Annotated in this window: 13 protein-coding genes; 7 read left to right on the forward strand and 6 right to left on the reverse strand. The window is 65.0% G+C overall.

Annotation, left to right across the window (positions count from 1 at the left end; all coding sequences use genetic code 11):
- Nucleotides 1–28: 28 nt before the first annotated feature.
- Both CYD53_RS04425 and CYD53_RS30125 read right to left on the reverse strand, forming a co-directional pair.
- Nucleotides 29–2,137 (reverse strand): methyl-accepting chemotaxis protein, encoded by a 2,109-nt coding sequence (locus CYD53_RS04425; RefSeq protein ID WP_103716910.1) that lies wholly within the window; start codon nt 2,135–2,137, stop codon nt 29–31.
- Nucleotides 2,138–2,254: 117 nt separating this feature from the next.
- On the reverse strand, nt 2,255–2,392 hold the full coding sequence (locus tag CYD53_RS30125; RefSeq protein ID WP_181011709.1) for a hypothetical protein: 138 nt from the start codon (nt 2,390–2,392) through the stop codon (nt 2,255–2,257).
- A gap of 164 nt (nt 2,393–2,556) precedes the next feature.
- Between CYD53_RS30125 and CYD53_RS04430 the strand changes: the two genes are divergently transcribed.
- Nucleotides 2,557–4,437: an ABC-F family ATP-binding cassette domain-containing protein gene (locus CYD53_RS04430; protein WP_103716911.1), complete on the forward strand. Its 1,881-nt coding sequence runs from the start codon at nt 2,557–2,559 to the stop codon at nt 4,435–4,437.
- Between the two features lie 93 nt (nt 4,438–4,530).
- On the opposite strand, the gene CYD53_RS04435 is transcribed toward CYD53_RS04430, so the two are convergent.
- From CYD53_RS04435 to CYD53_RS04450, 4 genes are read right to left on the reverse strand one after another with little or no spacing between them, the layout of a single operon-like run.
- Nucleotides 4,531–5,019 (reverse strand): nuclear transport factor 2 family protein, encoded by a 489-nt coding sequence (locus tag CYD53_RS04435; protein ID WP_103716912.1) that lies wholly within the window; start codon nt 5,017–5,019, stop codon nt 4,531–4,533.
- Between the two features lie 41 nt (nt 5,020–5,060).
- Nucleotides 5,061–5,471, reverse strand: coding sequence for a hypothetical protein (locus CYD53_RS30640; RefSeq protein WP_245928078.1), 411 nt, complete (start codon nt 5,469–5,471; stop codon nt 5,061–5,063).
- Nucleotides 5,468–5,920 carry a DNA polymerase III subunit chi gene (locus CYD53_RS04445; protein WP_092165795.1) on the reverse strand — a complete coding sequence of 151 codons (453 nt, stop codon included), beginning with the start codon at nt 5,918–5,920 and terminating at the stop codon, nt 5,468–5,470. Before CYD53_RS04445 ends, CYD53_RS30640 begins: the two co-directional genes overlap by 4 nt.
- A gap of 47 nt (nt 5,921–5,967) precedes the next feature.
- On the reverse strand, nt 5,968–7,461 hold the full coding sequence (locus CYD53_RS04450) for a leucyl aminopeptidase (RefSeq protein ID WP_103716913.1): 1,494 nt from the start codon (nt 7,459–7,461) through the stop codon (nt 5,968–5,970).
- 159 nt (nt 7,462–7,620) lie between these two features.
- On the opposite strand from CYD53_RS04450, the gene lptF reads away from it, so the two are divergent.
- The 6 genes from lptF to CYD53_RS04480 all read left to right on the forward strand — a co-directional run bounded on the left by lptF (nt 7,621) and on the right by CYD53_RS04480 (nt 15,595).
- The gene (lptF, locus tag CYD53_RS04455) at nt 7,621–8,811 is read left to right on the forward strand and encodes an LPS export ABC transporter permease LptF (RefSeq protein WP_103716914.1); all 1,191 of its coding nucleotides are present in this window, start codon (nt 7,621–7,623) and stop codon (nt 8,809–8,811) included.
- The gene (gene lptG / locus CYD53_RS04460) at nt 8,811–9,899 is read left to right on the forward strand and encodes an LPS export ABC transporter permease LptG (RefSeq protein WP_103716915.1); all 1,089 of its coding nucleotides are present in this window, start codon (nt 8,811–8,813) and stop codon (nt 9,897–9,899) included. Before lptF ends, lptG begins: the two co-directional genes overlap by 1 nt.
- A 57-nt stretch (nt 9,900–9,956) precedes the next feature.
- The gene (locus CYD53_RS04465; protein WP_103716916.1) at nt 9,957–12,509 is read left to right on the forward strand and encodes an LPS-assembly protein LptD; all 2,553 of its coding nucleotides are present in this window, start codon (nt 9,957–9,959) and stop codon (nt 12,507–12,509) included.
- Nucleotides 12,493–13,560: a 4-hydroxythreonine-4-phosphate dehydrogenase PdxA gene (pdxA, locus tag CYD53_RS04470; protein ID WP_103716917.1), complete on the forward strand. Its 1,068-nt coding sequence runs from the start codon at nt 12,493–12,495 to the stop codon at nt 13,558–13,560. Before CYD53_RS04465 ends, pdxA begins: the two co-directional genes overlap by 17 nt.
- On the forward strand, nt 13,557–14,405 hold the full coding sequence (gene rsmA, locus CYD53_RS04475) for a 16S rRNA (adenine(1518)-N(6)/adenine(1519)-N(6))-dimethyltransferase RsmA (protein WP_103716918.1): 849 nt from the start codon (nt 13,557–13,559) through the stop codon (nt 14,403–14,405). The genes pdxA and rsmA overlap by 4 nt, the downstream gene beginning before the upstream one ends.
- A gap of 194 nt (nt 14,406–14,599) precedes the next feature.
- Nucleotides 14,600–15,595, forward strand: a complete 996-nt coding sequence (locus CYD53_RS04480) for a Bug family tripartite tricarboxylate transporter substrate binding protein (protein ID WP_103717112.1) — start codon at nt 14,600–14,602, stop codon at nt 15,593–15,595.
- Nucleotides 15,596–15,636: the final 41 nt, after the last annotated feature.

The following is a 15,636-nucleotide window of genomic DNA, read 5'->3' on the forward strand; positions in this document are numbered from 1 at the left end:
CGCCTCGCCGACAAGCGGCTCGCCACGCTCACGCTGCGCGGACCTGGGTGATGAACTGATCGATCCGCGCCTTCAGCGAGCCTGCAAGCCCGCTCAATTCGCTCGACGCCCGCAGGACGGCGGCTGCGGCTTCCGAGGTCTGCTGCGAGGCGTTCGAGACCAGGCTAGTGGCGTCGCCGATTCGGCTGAATTCGTGGGTCGCGGCGCTGACATCGGAGACGATGGCATGGGTCACGCCATGCTGCTGGCGCATCGTTCCCGCGGTGCGGCGGACAGCATCACTCAGATCGGCGATCATGCCGCGAATACCGGCGATGGCATCGACAGTCTCGCCCGTGGCCTGGTTCATCGTCGCGATCTGGCGCGAAATGTCCTCGATGGCGCGCGCGGTCTGGGCCGACAGTCCCTTCACCTCGGAGGCGACGACGGCGAAGCCGCGACCGGCGTCTCCGGCGCGGGCGGCTTCGATCGTGGCGTTGAGCGCAAGCAGATTGGTCTGCGCGGCGATGCCGGAGATCAGGCCGGTAACGTCGGAGACGCGCGCCGCTCCTGTCGCCAGCGAATCCACGATCACCCCCATCTCGTCCGCATAGTCCCGCGCCGACCGTGCCGAGCGGTCGGAAGACTGGACGTCGCCGTCAAGCCGATCGATCGCCAGGCGCAGATCGCGCGCCGCCTCTTCGATCGAGCTCATGCTGAAGATCGCCCGCGAGGCCGCCTCGTGGACCGTACCGGCATTGGCCTGCGTTTCACGCGCTCCCGCCGACAACTCGCTCGCCGTCACGCTGAGGGCCTCGGCGGCGTTGGACACCGCGCTCGTGACGCCCAGCACGGAGCGCTCCAGATCGGAGGCGAGATCACTGAGCAAGGCCGCGCGCTGCCGCTGTGTGTCGCTATCGCGCTCCTCGCGTTCCTGCAGGCGGGCCTGCTCGTCCCGCACCATGGTTTCGCGGATGCTCTGGACAGACGCTGCGATCGCCCCGATCTCGTCTCGTCGCTGCGCCCCAGGGATGCGCAGATCGGTGCGCCCGGCAGCGGCCCCCGCAAGCGCCTCGGCGAGCCCGGCGATCGGCCGCGCCACCGAGAGGCCAAGCAGCAGCGCCACCAGCAGCACGGGGCCGAGCACACTGAGGCTGGCCGCCACGATCGCTCCCTTGAGCTTGTCGATGATGGCGAAGGCCGAACTCTCCGGCTCGGTCAGCCAGAGCAGCCAGGGCCAGCCATCGACCGTCATGCTGCGCCCGGTCACGACCAATGGCGCGCCGTCGCGGCTCGTCATCTGGAGCATGGCTCCGCCCGAGGCGGCAAGCCGGCGAGGATCGAGCGTCTCGACAGGCGCCGTACCGGCTCGCCGCGCGGCAGGGTTCGAGCGCATGAAGCCGTCCGCGCCGACGACATGAGCCTGCGTATGTCGCGACGCGCTGGCGCTCGCCGCCAGAACCTCGTCGATCAGCGAGGTGTTGATCGCGAAGATGAGCGTGCCGGCAGGCTCGGAAGCCCCACTCCCGCTATCGGCATCAGAGAAGCGCTGCGCCAGGAACGCGCGCGATTCGCCGCCTACCGGGTCATAAGGCTTGAAATCGATGACGGCCTGCTCACCGATGGGAAGCTTGCTCGCAGCCTCGAAGACCGTACCGAGCCCTGATCCGGCAAGGTCGGGCTCGCTGATCAGACGTCCGAATTCGGGCCCCTTGGTCACGCTGTAGACGACGCGGCCCTTGGCGGAGACGAGGTAGATGTCGGCATAGCCGAACTGCTTCAGGATCGAAGAATAGGTCTCGTGGATCGCGATATGGCGCCAGGAATAGCCATGCTTGTGGTCCTGGCCGGTCCGCGCCACCCGCTCGGCTGAAGAGAGAGAGCCATCTCCTTGATAATAGGACAGAATGGCATTCCGGTCATAAGGTCCGAGCTCCATCCATTTGCCGATTTCGTCGAGCGTCGTGACCGTATAGGCGCTGCGCGCCTGCACCGAAAGCTCGGAGCGGATCTGCCGCCAACGCCGCTCGATCGCCTTGGCATGGCTTTCGGCGAGAATGTCGAGGCGCTCGCGCACCGCTTCGCGAGTCCATTGCTGAACCGCGAAATAGGCCGACCCGCCCACGGCGAGCGCGGCGAGACATGCCAGGCCGAGCATGGCAGCAGGAAGCCTGAATCTCAGACTGAACAAGCGGCACGGCCCCCGCAGCGACACCAATAATGGTCTCGTCTGAATAGGCCAGTCGGCGTTAACGTTCGCTGAAAGGCTGTGCCGTCAGGACATTGGCAGCCAGGATGGCGGCAGCAATGCCGCAGCGGCGGCGGCACTGCCGACGATCACCGACGTCAGGGCTATCAAAATAGATGCGACCGAGACGTGGCGCCGGCGGGCGAAACTGGAATCGAGCTGCATGGGATGCTCTGGGCGAATCGAATGATATTGGACTTACTTTGCGTGAGGGCCCGGCCGGGCGACGGAAAGGCAAGACCGTGGCAGAACCGTGACGGCGTCCGTCGAGCAGCCTCTAGGCGCGTTTGACGATTGCTTTAGGGGTGAATTCCCGCCTAAACCGCCGCATGCTCACGATCAACGATATTACCTACAGGCTCGGTGAACGGCTTCTGCTCGATCACGCCAGCGCCTCGCTTCCAGATGGCTCGCGCGTCGGCCTCGTCGGCCGCAACGGCACCGGCAAGACCACGCTCTTCCGCATCATCACCGGCGATCTTTCACCGGAAGGCGGCAGCATCAGCCTGCCCAAGGGTCGGCGCATCGGCGGTGTCGCGCAGGAGGCGCCCGGCGGTTCGGAGACGCTGATCGAGGTCGTGCTCGCCGCCGACACCGAGCGCGCGGCCCTGATCAAGGAGTCCGAGACTGCCAAGGATCCGCATCGCATTGCCGAGATCGAAACCCGGCTTGCCGACATCAACGCCCATTCCGCGCCGGCCCGCGCCGCGACCGTGCTGCACGGCCTCGGCTTCGACGAGGCGGCGCAGCAGCGCCCCTGTTCGGATTTCTCCGGCGGCTGGCGCATGCGTGTTGCACTCGCCGCCGTGCTGTTCTCGGAACCCGACCTGCTGCTCCTCGACGAGCCGACCAACTATCTCGACCTCGAAGGCACGCTCTGGCTCTACGATTATCTCGAGCGCTACCCGCACACGGTACTCGTCGTCAGCCATGACCGCGAATTGCTCGACACCTGCGTCGACCACATCCTGCATCTCGACCAGGGCAAGCTGACGATCTATCGCGGCGGCTACACCTCTTTTGCGAGGCAGCGCGCCGAAAAGCAGATGCAACTCTCGAAGGCCAAGGAGAAGCAGGACGCCGAGCGCAAGCATCTCCAGGCCTTCGTCGACCGCTTCAAGGCCAAGGCTTCGAAGGCGCGCCAGGCACAGTCGCGCGTCAAGCGACTGGAGAAGATGGAATCGATCGCCACCATCGTCGACCGCGACGTCCAGCCCTTCAGCCTGCCTGGCCCCGAACGGCCGCTCTCGCCCCCGATGATCGTGCTGGACAACGCCAGCGCCGGCTATGGCGACCGCACCGTGCTGTCGAAGCTCAACCTGACGCTGCTGCCCGACGACCGCATCGCGCTGCTCGGCTCGAACGGCAACGGCAAGTCGACCTTCTGCAAGCTGATCGGCGGCAGACTGCCGCCGCTCTCGGGCACGATGCGGAAATCATCGAAGCTGGAGACGGCCTATTTCGCCCAGCACCAGCTCGACGAATTGCGGCTGGAGGACACGCCGGTCGCGCATCTGCGCGATCTGATGCCGGATGCGCCCGAGGCCAAGGTCCGCTCCAAGGCGGCGCAGATCGGCTTCCCCGCGAGCAAGGCCGAGACGCCGGTGAAGAACCTCTCTGGCGGCGAGAAGGCCCGGCTGATGCTAGGGCTCGCGGCCTTCGGTGGGCCTCATCTCCTGATCCTCGACGAGCCGACCAACCATCTCGACATCGACAGCCGCACCGCGCTGGTCAACGCGATCAACGACTATCCCGGCGCGGTCATCCTCGTCAGTCATGACCGCTTCCTGATCGAGTCCTGCGCCGACCGGCTCTGGCTGGTGGGCGACGGCACGGTCAAGAATTTCGACGGCGACATGGAGGACTACCGCAGCTTCGTGCTCGGCACCGCGAAGGCGGCCAAGCGTGAAAAGTCGGCAGCCGAGGCAGCGCCCTCAGGTAATGGTAAGGCCGAGGAGCGCAAGGAGGCAGCGGTCAAGCGCGTCGCGCAGGGCCCGCTACGGCAAAAGCTCAATCTCGCCGAGGCGCGCATCGCCAAGCTGACCGGATTGATCGAGAAGGTCGACGGCGTGCTTGGCAATGGTGCGGCCTTCGCACGTGACCCCGACAAGGCGCTGATCCTGTCGCGGCAGCGGGCGGAGCTCGCCGAGGCGTTGGCTGCTGCCGAAGAGGAGTGGCTGGGCCTGAGCGAGGAATTGGAGAGCGCCTAAGCCCAATGGATCATTCGGATGCGGGCCCGGCAAGCGAACCGGCTCGCTGGAGATGCACTCGATCAGGGAATAATCGCTTCTGCTGCCGTATCGTCAATTCCTGACGGGCTTCAGCGCCGGGTCCCAATGCTCGACGATCTTGCCGTCCTTGACCCGGAACAGATCGAACCAGTAGCTGTCATAGGTCTTCAGCTCATTGCCGGGCTCTGCCCGGCTGCGACGCATCACGAGCTGGACGAGATCGCCCTGCGTCACGACGGCCACGAATTCGGTCGCAATGATCGCGGTGGCGGATTTGGGGTTCGGCCAGATCTTCGAGAAATACGCGTTGAACCCGGCCAACCCACTCGCCACATTGGGATTGTGCTGGATGTAGTCGTCGGCGAGATAGTCCTTCGCCCTGGTCCAGTCCTGCGCGTCGAAGACCTTGGCCCAGAAGTCGAGGACGAGCGCCTTGTTGGCGGCTTCGGCTTGCGACAATTGCGAGGCCGCCTGCGCCAACGCGCTCCGCGGCGTGGTCGAGAGCAGGGCGAGGCTCGTCATGGCGACGGCTGCGAAACGAATGATCGATGACCGCCGCATGTCCTGGTTCCTGCTCCCGAAGCGGGAATGTGCCGAAGAGATCAGCCCTGCCCGGGCTTCACGATCCGGCTCAGCCGGTTGTCGGTGAACATGTAGATTTCGCGGCCGCCAGGCTCGGAATAAAGCACCTGCACCTCGCGCTGGCCCTTGCCGCTGTCGCCGATCAGGACATCGGTCGGGCGGGCGCCCTTCAGCTTGACCAGCTCGCATTCAGTGATGCCCTCCGCGATCGCGGGTGGCAGCGGCCGGGTCGAGGGATCGAGCGAGACACCGACGCTGCAGGAGCCGTCCGCCGTCAGGACCGGTTCCTGCGTCGAGATGCCGGCGCTGGCGCTGCTCGTCGTGGTGGTGGTGAGGCCGCCCTTGGTCTCCGATTGGAAGGCGAACCCGCCCATATCGACGGAACATCCGCCCAGGGCGGCGGCGCAAACGAGCAGGATAGGCAATTTCACGCTTTTTTCTCCCAGCGGCCGGCCTCGTCCTGCTGCCAGTAGCTGGCGCTGGCACCCGAAGCCCGAACCGACTTCCAATCCTCGCGCGCCGCTGTCAGCGCGTCGGGATCGTCACCATCGAAAATCAACACGACGCGCTCGTAGTCCTGCAATGCGTCGGGAATGCGGACGCCTTCGGCGCAGATACGGACCTGCGCCGCGTTGGGGTTATGCGCCTTCGTCGTCAGCACGATCGGATTGGCCGCCGCGTCGGCCTCGGCCGCCGTGACGTGAGGCAGGAAGCTCTCGTCGGAATAGGTCCAGAGATGATCGTCGAGTGCGCTGAGACGCTCCGGGCTGGACAATTCGACCACGACCTTCTGCCCGCGCGAAACCGCCCGATCGAGAATCGTCGGCAGAACCTGTTCGAGCGGGCGCGATTGCAGATGGAAGAACAGGATTTCCGGCATGAAAGCCATTCTTTCCGAAATGTTGCGGGAGCAGTCTCCAGATCGAATCAGCTTTCGTAATGCTCAGCCACCAGACGATCGAGCAGGCGCACGCCCCAGCCCGAACCCCAGGAGCGGTTGATCTCGGTATTGGGCGAGCTCATGCCCGTGCCTGCAATGTCGAGATGCACCCAGGGAGTGTCGTTGACATGGCGCTGCAGGAACTGAGCGGCGGTGATCGAGCCGCCATAGCGACCAGCCGAGTTCTTCATGTCGGCGAATTTCGAATCGATCATCTTGTCGTACGCCGCCGAAAGCGGCATGCGCCAGACCGCTTCACCGGTCGCCTTTCCGGCGGCGCTCAATCGCTCCGACAATTCGTCGTTGTTGGAGAACAGGCCGGCATGTTCCTGCGCCAGGGCAACCAGGATCGCCCCGGTCAGCGTTGCGAGATTGATCATGAATTTCGGCTTGAATTCGGCCTGGGTATACCAGAGCACATCGGCCAGAACGAGGCGGCCTTCCGCGTCGGTGTTGATGATCTCGATGGTCTGCCCCGAAAGCGAGGTGACGATGTCGCCGGGGCGTTGGGCATTGCCGTCGGGCATGTTCTCGACGAGACCGATCACGCCGATGGCGTTGACCTTGGCCTTGCGGGCGGCAAGCGCATGCATCAGCCCGGTGACGCAGGCCGCGCCCGCCATGTCGCCCTTCATGTCCTCCATGCTGGCGCCGGGCTTGAGCGAGATGCCGCCAGTGTCGAAAGTCACGCCCTTGCCGACAAAGGCAATGGGCTGGACGCCGGACTTGGCGCCATTCCAGCGCATCACGACGACGCGGCTTTCGCGGCGCGAGCCCTGGCCGACAGCAAGGAGCGCGCGCATCCCGATCTTCTTCAGTTGCTTCTCGTCGAGGACGTCGACCTCGACGCCGAGCTTCTCGAGCTTGGCGGCGCGATCGGCGAACTCTTCAGGGTAGAGAACATTGGGCGGCTCGTTGACGAGATCGCGCGCCAGTTCGACGCCGCCCGCGATCGCCTCGCGCGCCTTCAAGGCCTTCTTGACCGCCGCGGGGTCAGACACCCGCAGCGTCACCGTAAGCGGCTCGGCCTCGTCCTTCTCCTTCGTCTTGGTCTTGTAGCGATCGAAGGCGTAAGCGCGCAGCCGCATCCCAAGCGCGATGTCCGCGGCCTGGTCGGCCGTCGGCTCACCGTCCGGCAGGGCCAGAATCATATCGGCGCTGCGGCCATGACCAAGGCGCCCGGCGATAGCGCCGCCAAGCTTGGCGAAATCGAGCTTGCCGCGCTCCGCTTCCGGGCCCACACCGATGGCGATCAGGCGCTCATAGCCGGCTCCGTCGGGAGCCAGCAGGGTCAGCCCCGATAGCGCCTTGCCTTTGAAGCGCTCGGCCGCTGCAGCGCGCGCGAGCAGGCTGCGGGCGCCTTCGCCGAGCCATTCGTCGGCCGCCTTCGGCGGCGTCAGCGCATCCGATACGAGAATCACGAGATCCTGGCCGGAGATTGCGTTCAGGGCTTTGACCTCGAGCTTCAGGCGCTGCGACATGACGGGCTCACGATTTGGGAATTGGGGCGTCGGGAAGGGCGAAACGAGACGAACACAAACGATTCCCGTTTGCGCCTTGATTGCGCCTATACCATAGGGTGAGTTCGACGAACCGTCCAAGGGAGCCTCGCCTCCCAGCCTTGCATCGGAATCAGAAGCTTGTTCCTTAAGCGCCTCGACCGCTACATCCTGAAGATCGCGACGGTCGCGGCCATCGTCCTGCTTGTCGGGCTGACGAGCGTGATCTGGGTCACGCAGGCCCTGCGCGAGGTCGATCTGATCACCGGCAAGGGCCAGACGGTCCTGATCTTCTTCACCGTCACACTGCTTTCGCTGCCGGCGCTGGTCGCAGGCATCGCGCCGGTCGCGCTGTTCATGGCGACGCTCTACACGCTGAACCGGTTGAACAGCGATTCCGAGCTGATCGTGATGAACGCAGCCGGCGTCGCGCCCCATCGCCTGACGCGGCCGTTCATCGTCCTGACGATCGCGACCTCGCTGATCGTCTGCTGGATGACGCTGTCTGTGATGCCGGCGGGATTTCGCATGCTGCGCGACCTGATCACGCTGATCCGCGCGGATTTCGTCGCGAACGTGGTCAAGGAGGGCCAGTTCGTCTCGCTCGATTCGGGGGTGACCTTCCATTACCGCGAGAAATCGGGAGACGCACTGGTCGGCATCTTCATGCAGGACAGGCGCGATCCGAAGCAGCCTTCGATCTATATCGCCGAGCGCGGACGCACCGTCGATGTCGACGGCAACAGCTTCCTGATGCTGGAAAAGGGCACGATCCAGCGCGAAAATCGTCAGGATACGACCTCGATCATCTCGTTCGAGCGCTACGCGCTCAACCTGTCGGCGCTGTCGGGCGATCCTACGGGAGGGGCCGGCGAAGGCGATGGCGACAAGGTCACCTACAAGCCGCGCGAACGCTCGACCTGGGCGCTGCTGAACCAGGACCCCAATGAGAGCTATTACAAGCTCCAGGAGGGACGTTTCCGTGCCGAACTGCACAACAGGCTGTCGGCCCCGCTCTACCCGATCGCCTTCATGCTGATCGCCTTTGCGGCGATCGGCGAGGCGCGCACCACACGTCAGGGCCGCGCAGTCGCGCTCCAATCCGCCATCCTCATCGTCAGTGCGACGCGCATCGGCGCTTACGCCGCCTGGACGGCGAGCGTCAGATCAAGCTTCGCGGTCTGGCTGCTCTATATCCTGCCGCTGGCCGCAATCGTTATCTCGGTTTCGCTGATCGTCTTCGGCCAAAGGCTGCGGCCTTTCCTGGGACGCCTCACGGCGCCCTTGTTCGCGCCGTTCAACCTGCTCGCAGCAAGGCTTCGGCGCGCCTGATGCTTCTGATCTCGACCTTTGGCCGCTATCTGACAAAGCGGTTCGCACGCGCCATCCTCGGCGTCTTCAGCACGTTCTTCTTCCTGATCGGAACGCTCGACTTCGTCGAGCTGATGCGGCGTGCGGGCGATTCGCCCATCGCCACGACGCCGCTGATCATCCAGCTCGCGCTCTACCGTGCGCCGGCGGTCGCCGAGCAGATCTTTCCGTTCGCGGCGCTGTTTGGCGGCATGTTCGCGCTGCTGACGCTGAGCCGGAAGCTCGAGCTCGTCGTCGCACGCTCGGTCGGCGTCTCGGCCTGGCAATTCCTGCAACCCGCGGCCCTCGTGGCCGTGGTCATCGGGCTGGTCTCGATCCTGATATACAACCCCGTGGCGGCCGAGCTGAAGCGCAAGGCCACCGCGCTCGAACTGCGGCTGTTCGCCCGCACCGGCCAGACGGCCAGCGGTCAGGACATCTGGATGCGGCAACGCAGCATCGACGGCCAGGCGATCATCCGCGCCGCCGGCGCGCTGCCGGACGGCGACGGCCTCTCCGACGTCGCGATCTTCAATTTCGATGCCAATGGCGGCTTCGTCGAGCGGATCGACGCGAAACGCGCCGTGCTCTATCGAGGGCACTGGGAACTCACCGATGCGCGTGTGATCTCCGCCATGGAAGAGCCGCAAAACTACAAGACCTACCTGCTCGCGACCACGCTGGAGCCCGAGCAGATGCGGCAAAGCTTCACACCGCCCGACGCCGTCGGCTTCTGGGCGATGCCCACGGTGATCGAAAGAACGCAGCGCGCCGGGCTCGATACGACACGCTATGAACTGCGCTATCAGTCACTTAAGGCGCGCCCCCTGCTGCTCGTCGCCATGGTTTTGGTCGCTGCGTCCGTTTCCTTAAGATTTTTCCGGTTTGGTGGGGTAACTAGACTGGTGATAGGTGGCGTGGCGGCCGGCTTCGTGCTGTATGTTGCGACGCAGCTGTCGGAGGAGCTCGGATCGTCGGGAATCGTCAATCCGATCGTCGCCGCGTGGCTGCCTGCGGCCGTCGGAACGATGCTGGGAGCCTTGGCCCTCCTTCATCAGGAAGATGGGTAAGAGTACTGTGCCTATGGTTAATTTAGGATTGAGCGTATGAATGTGGGCGTGAGACGCATGGCGCGCTTTGCTACGGCGACCGCCCTCGCCTCGAGCTTGGCCTATATGCTGACGGCCGGCGGCATCGCCGTCGCGCAAGCGCCTGCTGCTGCCCAGAATTCCGCCGGGGCCAAATCGCAAGCCGGAGCCAAACCGCAGGAGCGGATGGTCGTCGATGCCCGCGAACTGGTCTACGACAAGGACAACAACACCGTTTCCGCCGTCGGCGATGTCCAGATCCTCTATCAGGGACGGACGATCGAGGCCGACAAGGTTGTCTATGACCGTGCCAGCAAGCGCGTGATCGCCACCGGGAACGCCCGGATCACCGAGACCAACGGTACGGTCATCAGCGGCGACCATTTCAACCTGACCGACGATTTCCGCGACGGCTTCATCGATTCGCTGCGCGTGGTGAATCCCGACAAGACGCGGTTTACCGCGCCGCGCGGCGAGCGTACCGACGGCGAGACCTTCATCTTCGACAAGGGCATCTACACGGCTTGCGAGCCCTGCAAGGACAATCCGGAAAGACCGCCGCTCTGGCAGGTGCGGGCCGCGCGGATCATCCACAAGAAGTCAGAGCAGACGATCTATTACGAGGATGCGCGCCTCGAATTTCTCGGCGTGCCGATGGCCTATGTGCCGTACATGTCGGGTCCGGATTCGACGGTGAAGCGGAAATCCGGCTTCCTCTCGCCGAAGTTCCTGAATACGGGGGCGCTCGGCTATGGCGTCGGCCTGCCATATTTCCTGAATTTGGCGCCCGATTACGACCTGACCATCACGCCGACCTATCTGACGCGCCAGGGCCTGCTCGGCCAGGTGGAATGGCGCCAGCGTCTCGTCAACGGCGCCTACAAGATCCGCGCCACGGGCATTTTCCAGCAGGACAAGTCCGCGTTCCTGGCAACGCCGCTGGGCGCCGGCGACAAGGAGTTCCGCGGGTCGATCGAATCGAACGGCAAGTTCTACCTGAACCCGCGCTGGTCGTTCGGCTGGAACGTGGCGATGTCGACCGACCGCTGGTTCTACAAGAACTACCGGATCACCAACGAAAGCATCAGCTCGACGACCTATTTGCAGGAGTCGATCTCGACGGTCTATCTCAACGGGCAAAGCGAGACGGCCTGGTTCGACATGCGCGGCTACTATTTCCAGCCGCTGACCTCGACCGATTGGCAGAAACAGCAGCCGGTGGTGCTGCCGGTCATCGATTATGACAAGCGCGTCAACAAACCGTCCTTCCTCGGCGGCGAATTGACCTTCAACGCCAATGTCACCGCCCTGCACCGCGATGCGACGGCCTACCAGCAAATCCCGAACCAGAACACTTATCTGGTCACCGGCAAGACAAGCGCCGGCACCTCCTATTCATTATATGATGGCTGCGCCGTCTATCAGAAGAGCACCTGCCTGGTACGCGGCCTCGCCGGCAATACCGCGCGTGCCACGGCGGAAGTGTCCTGGCGGCGCAATTTCATCGATCCGATCGGCCAGGTCTGGACGCCTTATGCCTCGCTGCGGGCCGATGTGTTCTCGATCAACCCATCGACGACCGGCTACGCCAATGCCAATGCGACGACGATCGCCGACACCTCGGACGAGATGTTCGGCCGGGCGATGCCGGCGATCGGCCTGATGTACCGCTACCCGTTCGTCGCCAAGACGAGCTGGGGGACGCATATCATCGAGCCGGTCGCGCAGATCATCGCACGCCCGAACGAGACGAGCAGCCTGCGCGTCGCGAACGAAGATTCCCAGAGCCTGGTCTTCGACGACACCAACCTGTTCGAATGGAGCAGCAAGTTCTCGGGATATGACCGGCTAGAAGGCGGAACGCGCGCCAATGTCGGCGCCCGCTATACCGGTCGCTTTGGCACCGATGGCTATGCCAACGCCTTGTTCGGACAATCCTACAGCATCGCTGGACGCAATTCCTTCGCTCGCGGGGATCTGATCAATACCGGGCTCGATTCCGGCCTCGACACCGCCCGCTCGGATTACGTCGCGCGCGCCCAGATCTCGCCCTTCAAGAATTTCGTCCTGACGGGCGCGGCTCGCCTGAACGAGAGCACCTTCGAGGCACAGCGCATCGACGCGGGGGCGACCTATAGCAACAGCATCTTCTCCGCGACGGTCGGTTATGGCCGCTATGAGCCGCAGCCCGATCTCGGTATCCCGCGCCGGCGCGAAGGCCTGTCGCTCAACGGCTCGGTCCTGGTCGCACAGAACTGGCGCGTGCGGGCCGGCGTGCTGTTCGACCTCGACAAGTACAAATACGACCGCGAAGTCTGGCGCGCCAGCTATGCTGCGGGGACCGCGACCATCGCCACTTACCCGAACACGGGTCCGCTCCAGACGGCCTCGACCTCGTTCGGCGTGAACTACACCGACGAATGCACCATTTTCGACGTCAGCTACACGCAGAACTACGCTGACAAGCAGGTCTCCGGCACAACGAAAGATACCCGCACGATCATGTTCAAGCTCGAGCTCAAGACGCTCGGACAGATCACCTATTCCCAGAATCTCGGCGGCTCTTCGACCGGCGATGGCGTCAGCCAGTGACGCCGACTGGCATCGCCCCCTCGCGGAGGTAACGGTGCCAGCGCCACCACTGGCCCTGACGCAGGGCGACCCGGCCGGAATCGGCCCCGAACTCGCATTGCTGGCCTGGCGGGAACGCCAGCAGCGCGCGTTACCCGCCTTCGCCTGCATCACGGATATCGACCATCTCGCGCAGACCGCGCAGAGGCTCGGGCTCGATGTCCCGCTGATCTCCTGCGAATGGGATGCGGTGAACCGCTGCTTCGCGAAGGCCTTGCCTGTCATCGCGCATGGTCATGCCGTTACAGCAATGCCGGGACGGCCAGACCAGGCGTCGGCCGCCGGCACGATCGGCTCGATCACCTCCGCGGTCGCAGCTGTGAGGCAAGGACAGGCATCGGCCGTCGTCACCAGCCCGATCGCCAAATCCGTGCTCTACGCCGCAGGCTTCGCTCATCCCGGCCATACGGAATTCCTCGCGCATCTCGCCGCCGATGGTGGTGCGCCGCTTCACCCGGTCATGATGCTGTGGTGCGAGGACCTCGCGGTCGTTCCCGTCACGATCCATATCCCGCTGCGGTCGGTCCCGGATGCACTGACGCAGGACCTGATCGTCGAAACCGGCCGGATTGTTGCCGGAGAATTGTCGCGCCGTTTCGGCATCGCCGCCCCCCGCATAGCGGTGAGCGGCCTGAACCCGCATGCCGGAGAAGGCGGCGCGCTCGGGCGCGAAGACGATGAGGTGGTCGCGCCTGCCATCGCGAGGTTGCGGGCGTTGGGCATCGAGGCGCGCGGCCCCTACCCGGCCGACACGATGTTCCACGCCCGGGCGCGCGCCGGCTATGATGTCGCGCTGGCGATGTACCATGACCAGGCGCTGATCCCGATCAAGACGATCGCCTTCGACGAGGGGGTGAACGTCACGCTCGGCTTGCCCTTCATCCGAACCTCTCCGGACCACGGCACCGCCTTCGACATTGCCGGGCAAGGCATCGCCCGGCCGGACAGCCTCTGCGCTGCGCTGCGGCTTGCCGCACGCATGGCGGCGCAACCCGCGCAGGCTTCGGCGTGAGCCAGATCGACACCCTGCCGCCCCTGCGCGATGTGGTCGAGCGCCATGGGCTCATGGCTCAGAAAGCGCTCGGGCAGAACTTCCTGTTCGACCTCAACCTGACCGGACGGATCGCGCGGGCGGCCGGCCCGCTGGAGGGCGAAACCGTGGTCGAGATCGGGCCAGGCCCCGGCGGGTTGACGCGCGCGCTGCTGGCCAATGGAGCCTGCCGGGTGATCGCGATCGAGCGCGACCGGCGCTGCCTGCCGGCCCTGGCGGAGATCGCCGCGCATTACCCCGGCCGTCTGGAGGTCATCGACGGTGACGCATTGGCTGTCGATCTCAGATCGCATCTCGCCGGCAAACCGGCCCGCATCGTCGCGAACCTGCCCTATAATATCGGTACACCGCTGCTCGTGGGCTGGCTTAGCCTCGACCCCTGGCCGCCCTGGTGGCAATCGCTGACGCTGATGTTCCAGCGCGAGGTCGCCGAGCGGATCGTGGCGACGCCCGAGGAGCGCGCCGATTACGGCCGGCTGGCCGTGCTGTGCAACTGGCTTTGCGAGACAAAGATCCTGTTCGACGTGCCGCGCACCGCTTTCGTGCCCCAGCCGAAGATCACCTCCTCGATCGTGCAGCTGGTTCCGCGCGCTGCGCCGGAGCCCTGCGACCGGCGCCTGCTCGAGCGGATCACGCTTGCCGCCTTCGGCCAGCGGCGCAAGATGCTGCGCCAGAGCCTGAAGCCAATCCTGTCGGATCCGCTGCCGCTGATCGAGGAAGCCGGACTTGCGCCGACGGCCCGGGCCGAGGAAATTCCGGTCTCGGGCTTCGTGCGGCTCGCCAACGCCTTGGCGCGGCGACGCTGATTGGAGCAGTATCCGATCCAATAGGATTGGATACTGCTAACGCGGCTTCTTCACGCGCCCCAATGTCCACGTCGCTCAAAAATGCTCTGGGCAAGATGCCGGTCGCCAAGGCCTTGATCTTGCATCGGATCGCCCGAAAACCGGCTCCGGGGTTTCGGGCCGATGCTCTGGTTCGCCGTCAGGAGGTCGCGCCGATGCGCCGCGCCATCGCGTCCTTGTTGATCTGCATCACGGTCGCGGCCGGTTTGGCGGGTGCCGACCCGACCGAGGCCCAGCCGACGGATTATCCAATGAGGCCGGTCAGGATCGTCGTCGGCTTCGCGGCGGGCGGCGCGCCCGATGCGCTTGCCCGCATCGTCGCCGAGAAGCTGACGCAACGCTGGGGCAAGCCGGTCATAGTCGAGAACCGGGTCGGCGCCCAAGGTAACACCGCCATGGCGGCCGTCGCCAAGGCGGAGGCTGACGGCTACACGCTGGCGCTGATGCCGGTCGGCAATGCAGCAGTCAATCCGGCGCTGTTTGCCAATCTGCCCTATGATCCGGTCAAGGATTTCGCCCCGATCACGCAGATCGCCAGCGTCGAGAACGTGCTGGTCGTTGCCTCCGGATCACCGATCGCGACCGCGCAGGACATGCTCACGCGCGGGCGGCCCGGCCCGAACCAGCGAGGCCTGACTTACGCGTCTCCCGGCGCCGGGAGTCTGGCCCATCTCGCCGCCGAATTATTGGCCCGTTCGACCGGGATGTCGATGACACATGTGCCCTATCGAGGGGTCGCGCCGGCCCTGACCGATGTCCTGCGCGGCGATGTCGACCTGATCTTTGCACAGCTCTCAACCGCTAAGCCCTTGATCGATAGCGGCCAGTTGCGGGCGCTCGGGCTCGCCAGTGCGCAGCGCAGCCCGGTGATGCCCGAATTGCCGACCATCGCCGAGGCCGTCGGATTGCCGGGTTTCGAGGCCGTCTCCTGGTATGCGCTGATGGCGCCTGCGGCGACGCCGGCCTCGGTCGTTGCGAAGCTGAACGAAGCCGTGTCCCAGGCGATCAGATCCGCCGATGTAGCGGAGGCCATGCAGGCCCAGGGCGCAACGCCGATAGGTAATTCGCCAGCCGAGCTTTCCGCGGTGATCTCGGCCGACAGCGCACGCTGGTCCAAGCTCGTCCGCGACGCCGGCATCCAGCCGAACTGACGCGCCGGAGCCGGATCGCGCATCGGTTCGAAAACCGGCTC

It is taken from the genome of Allobosea psychrotolerans, assembly GCF_002917105.1.
Lineage (GTDB): Bacteria > Pseudomonadota > Alphaproteobacteria > Rhizobiales > Beijerinckiaceae > Allobosea > Allobosea psychrotolerans.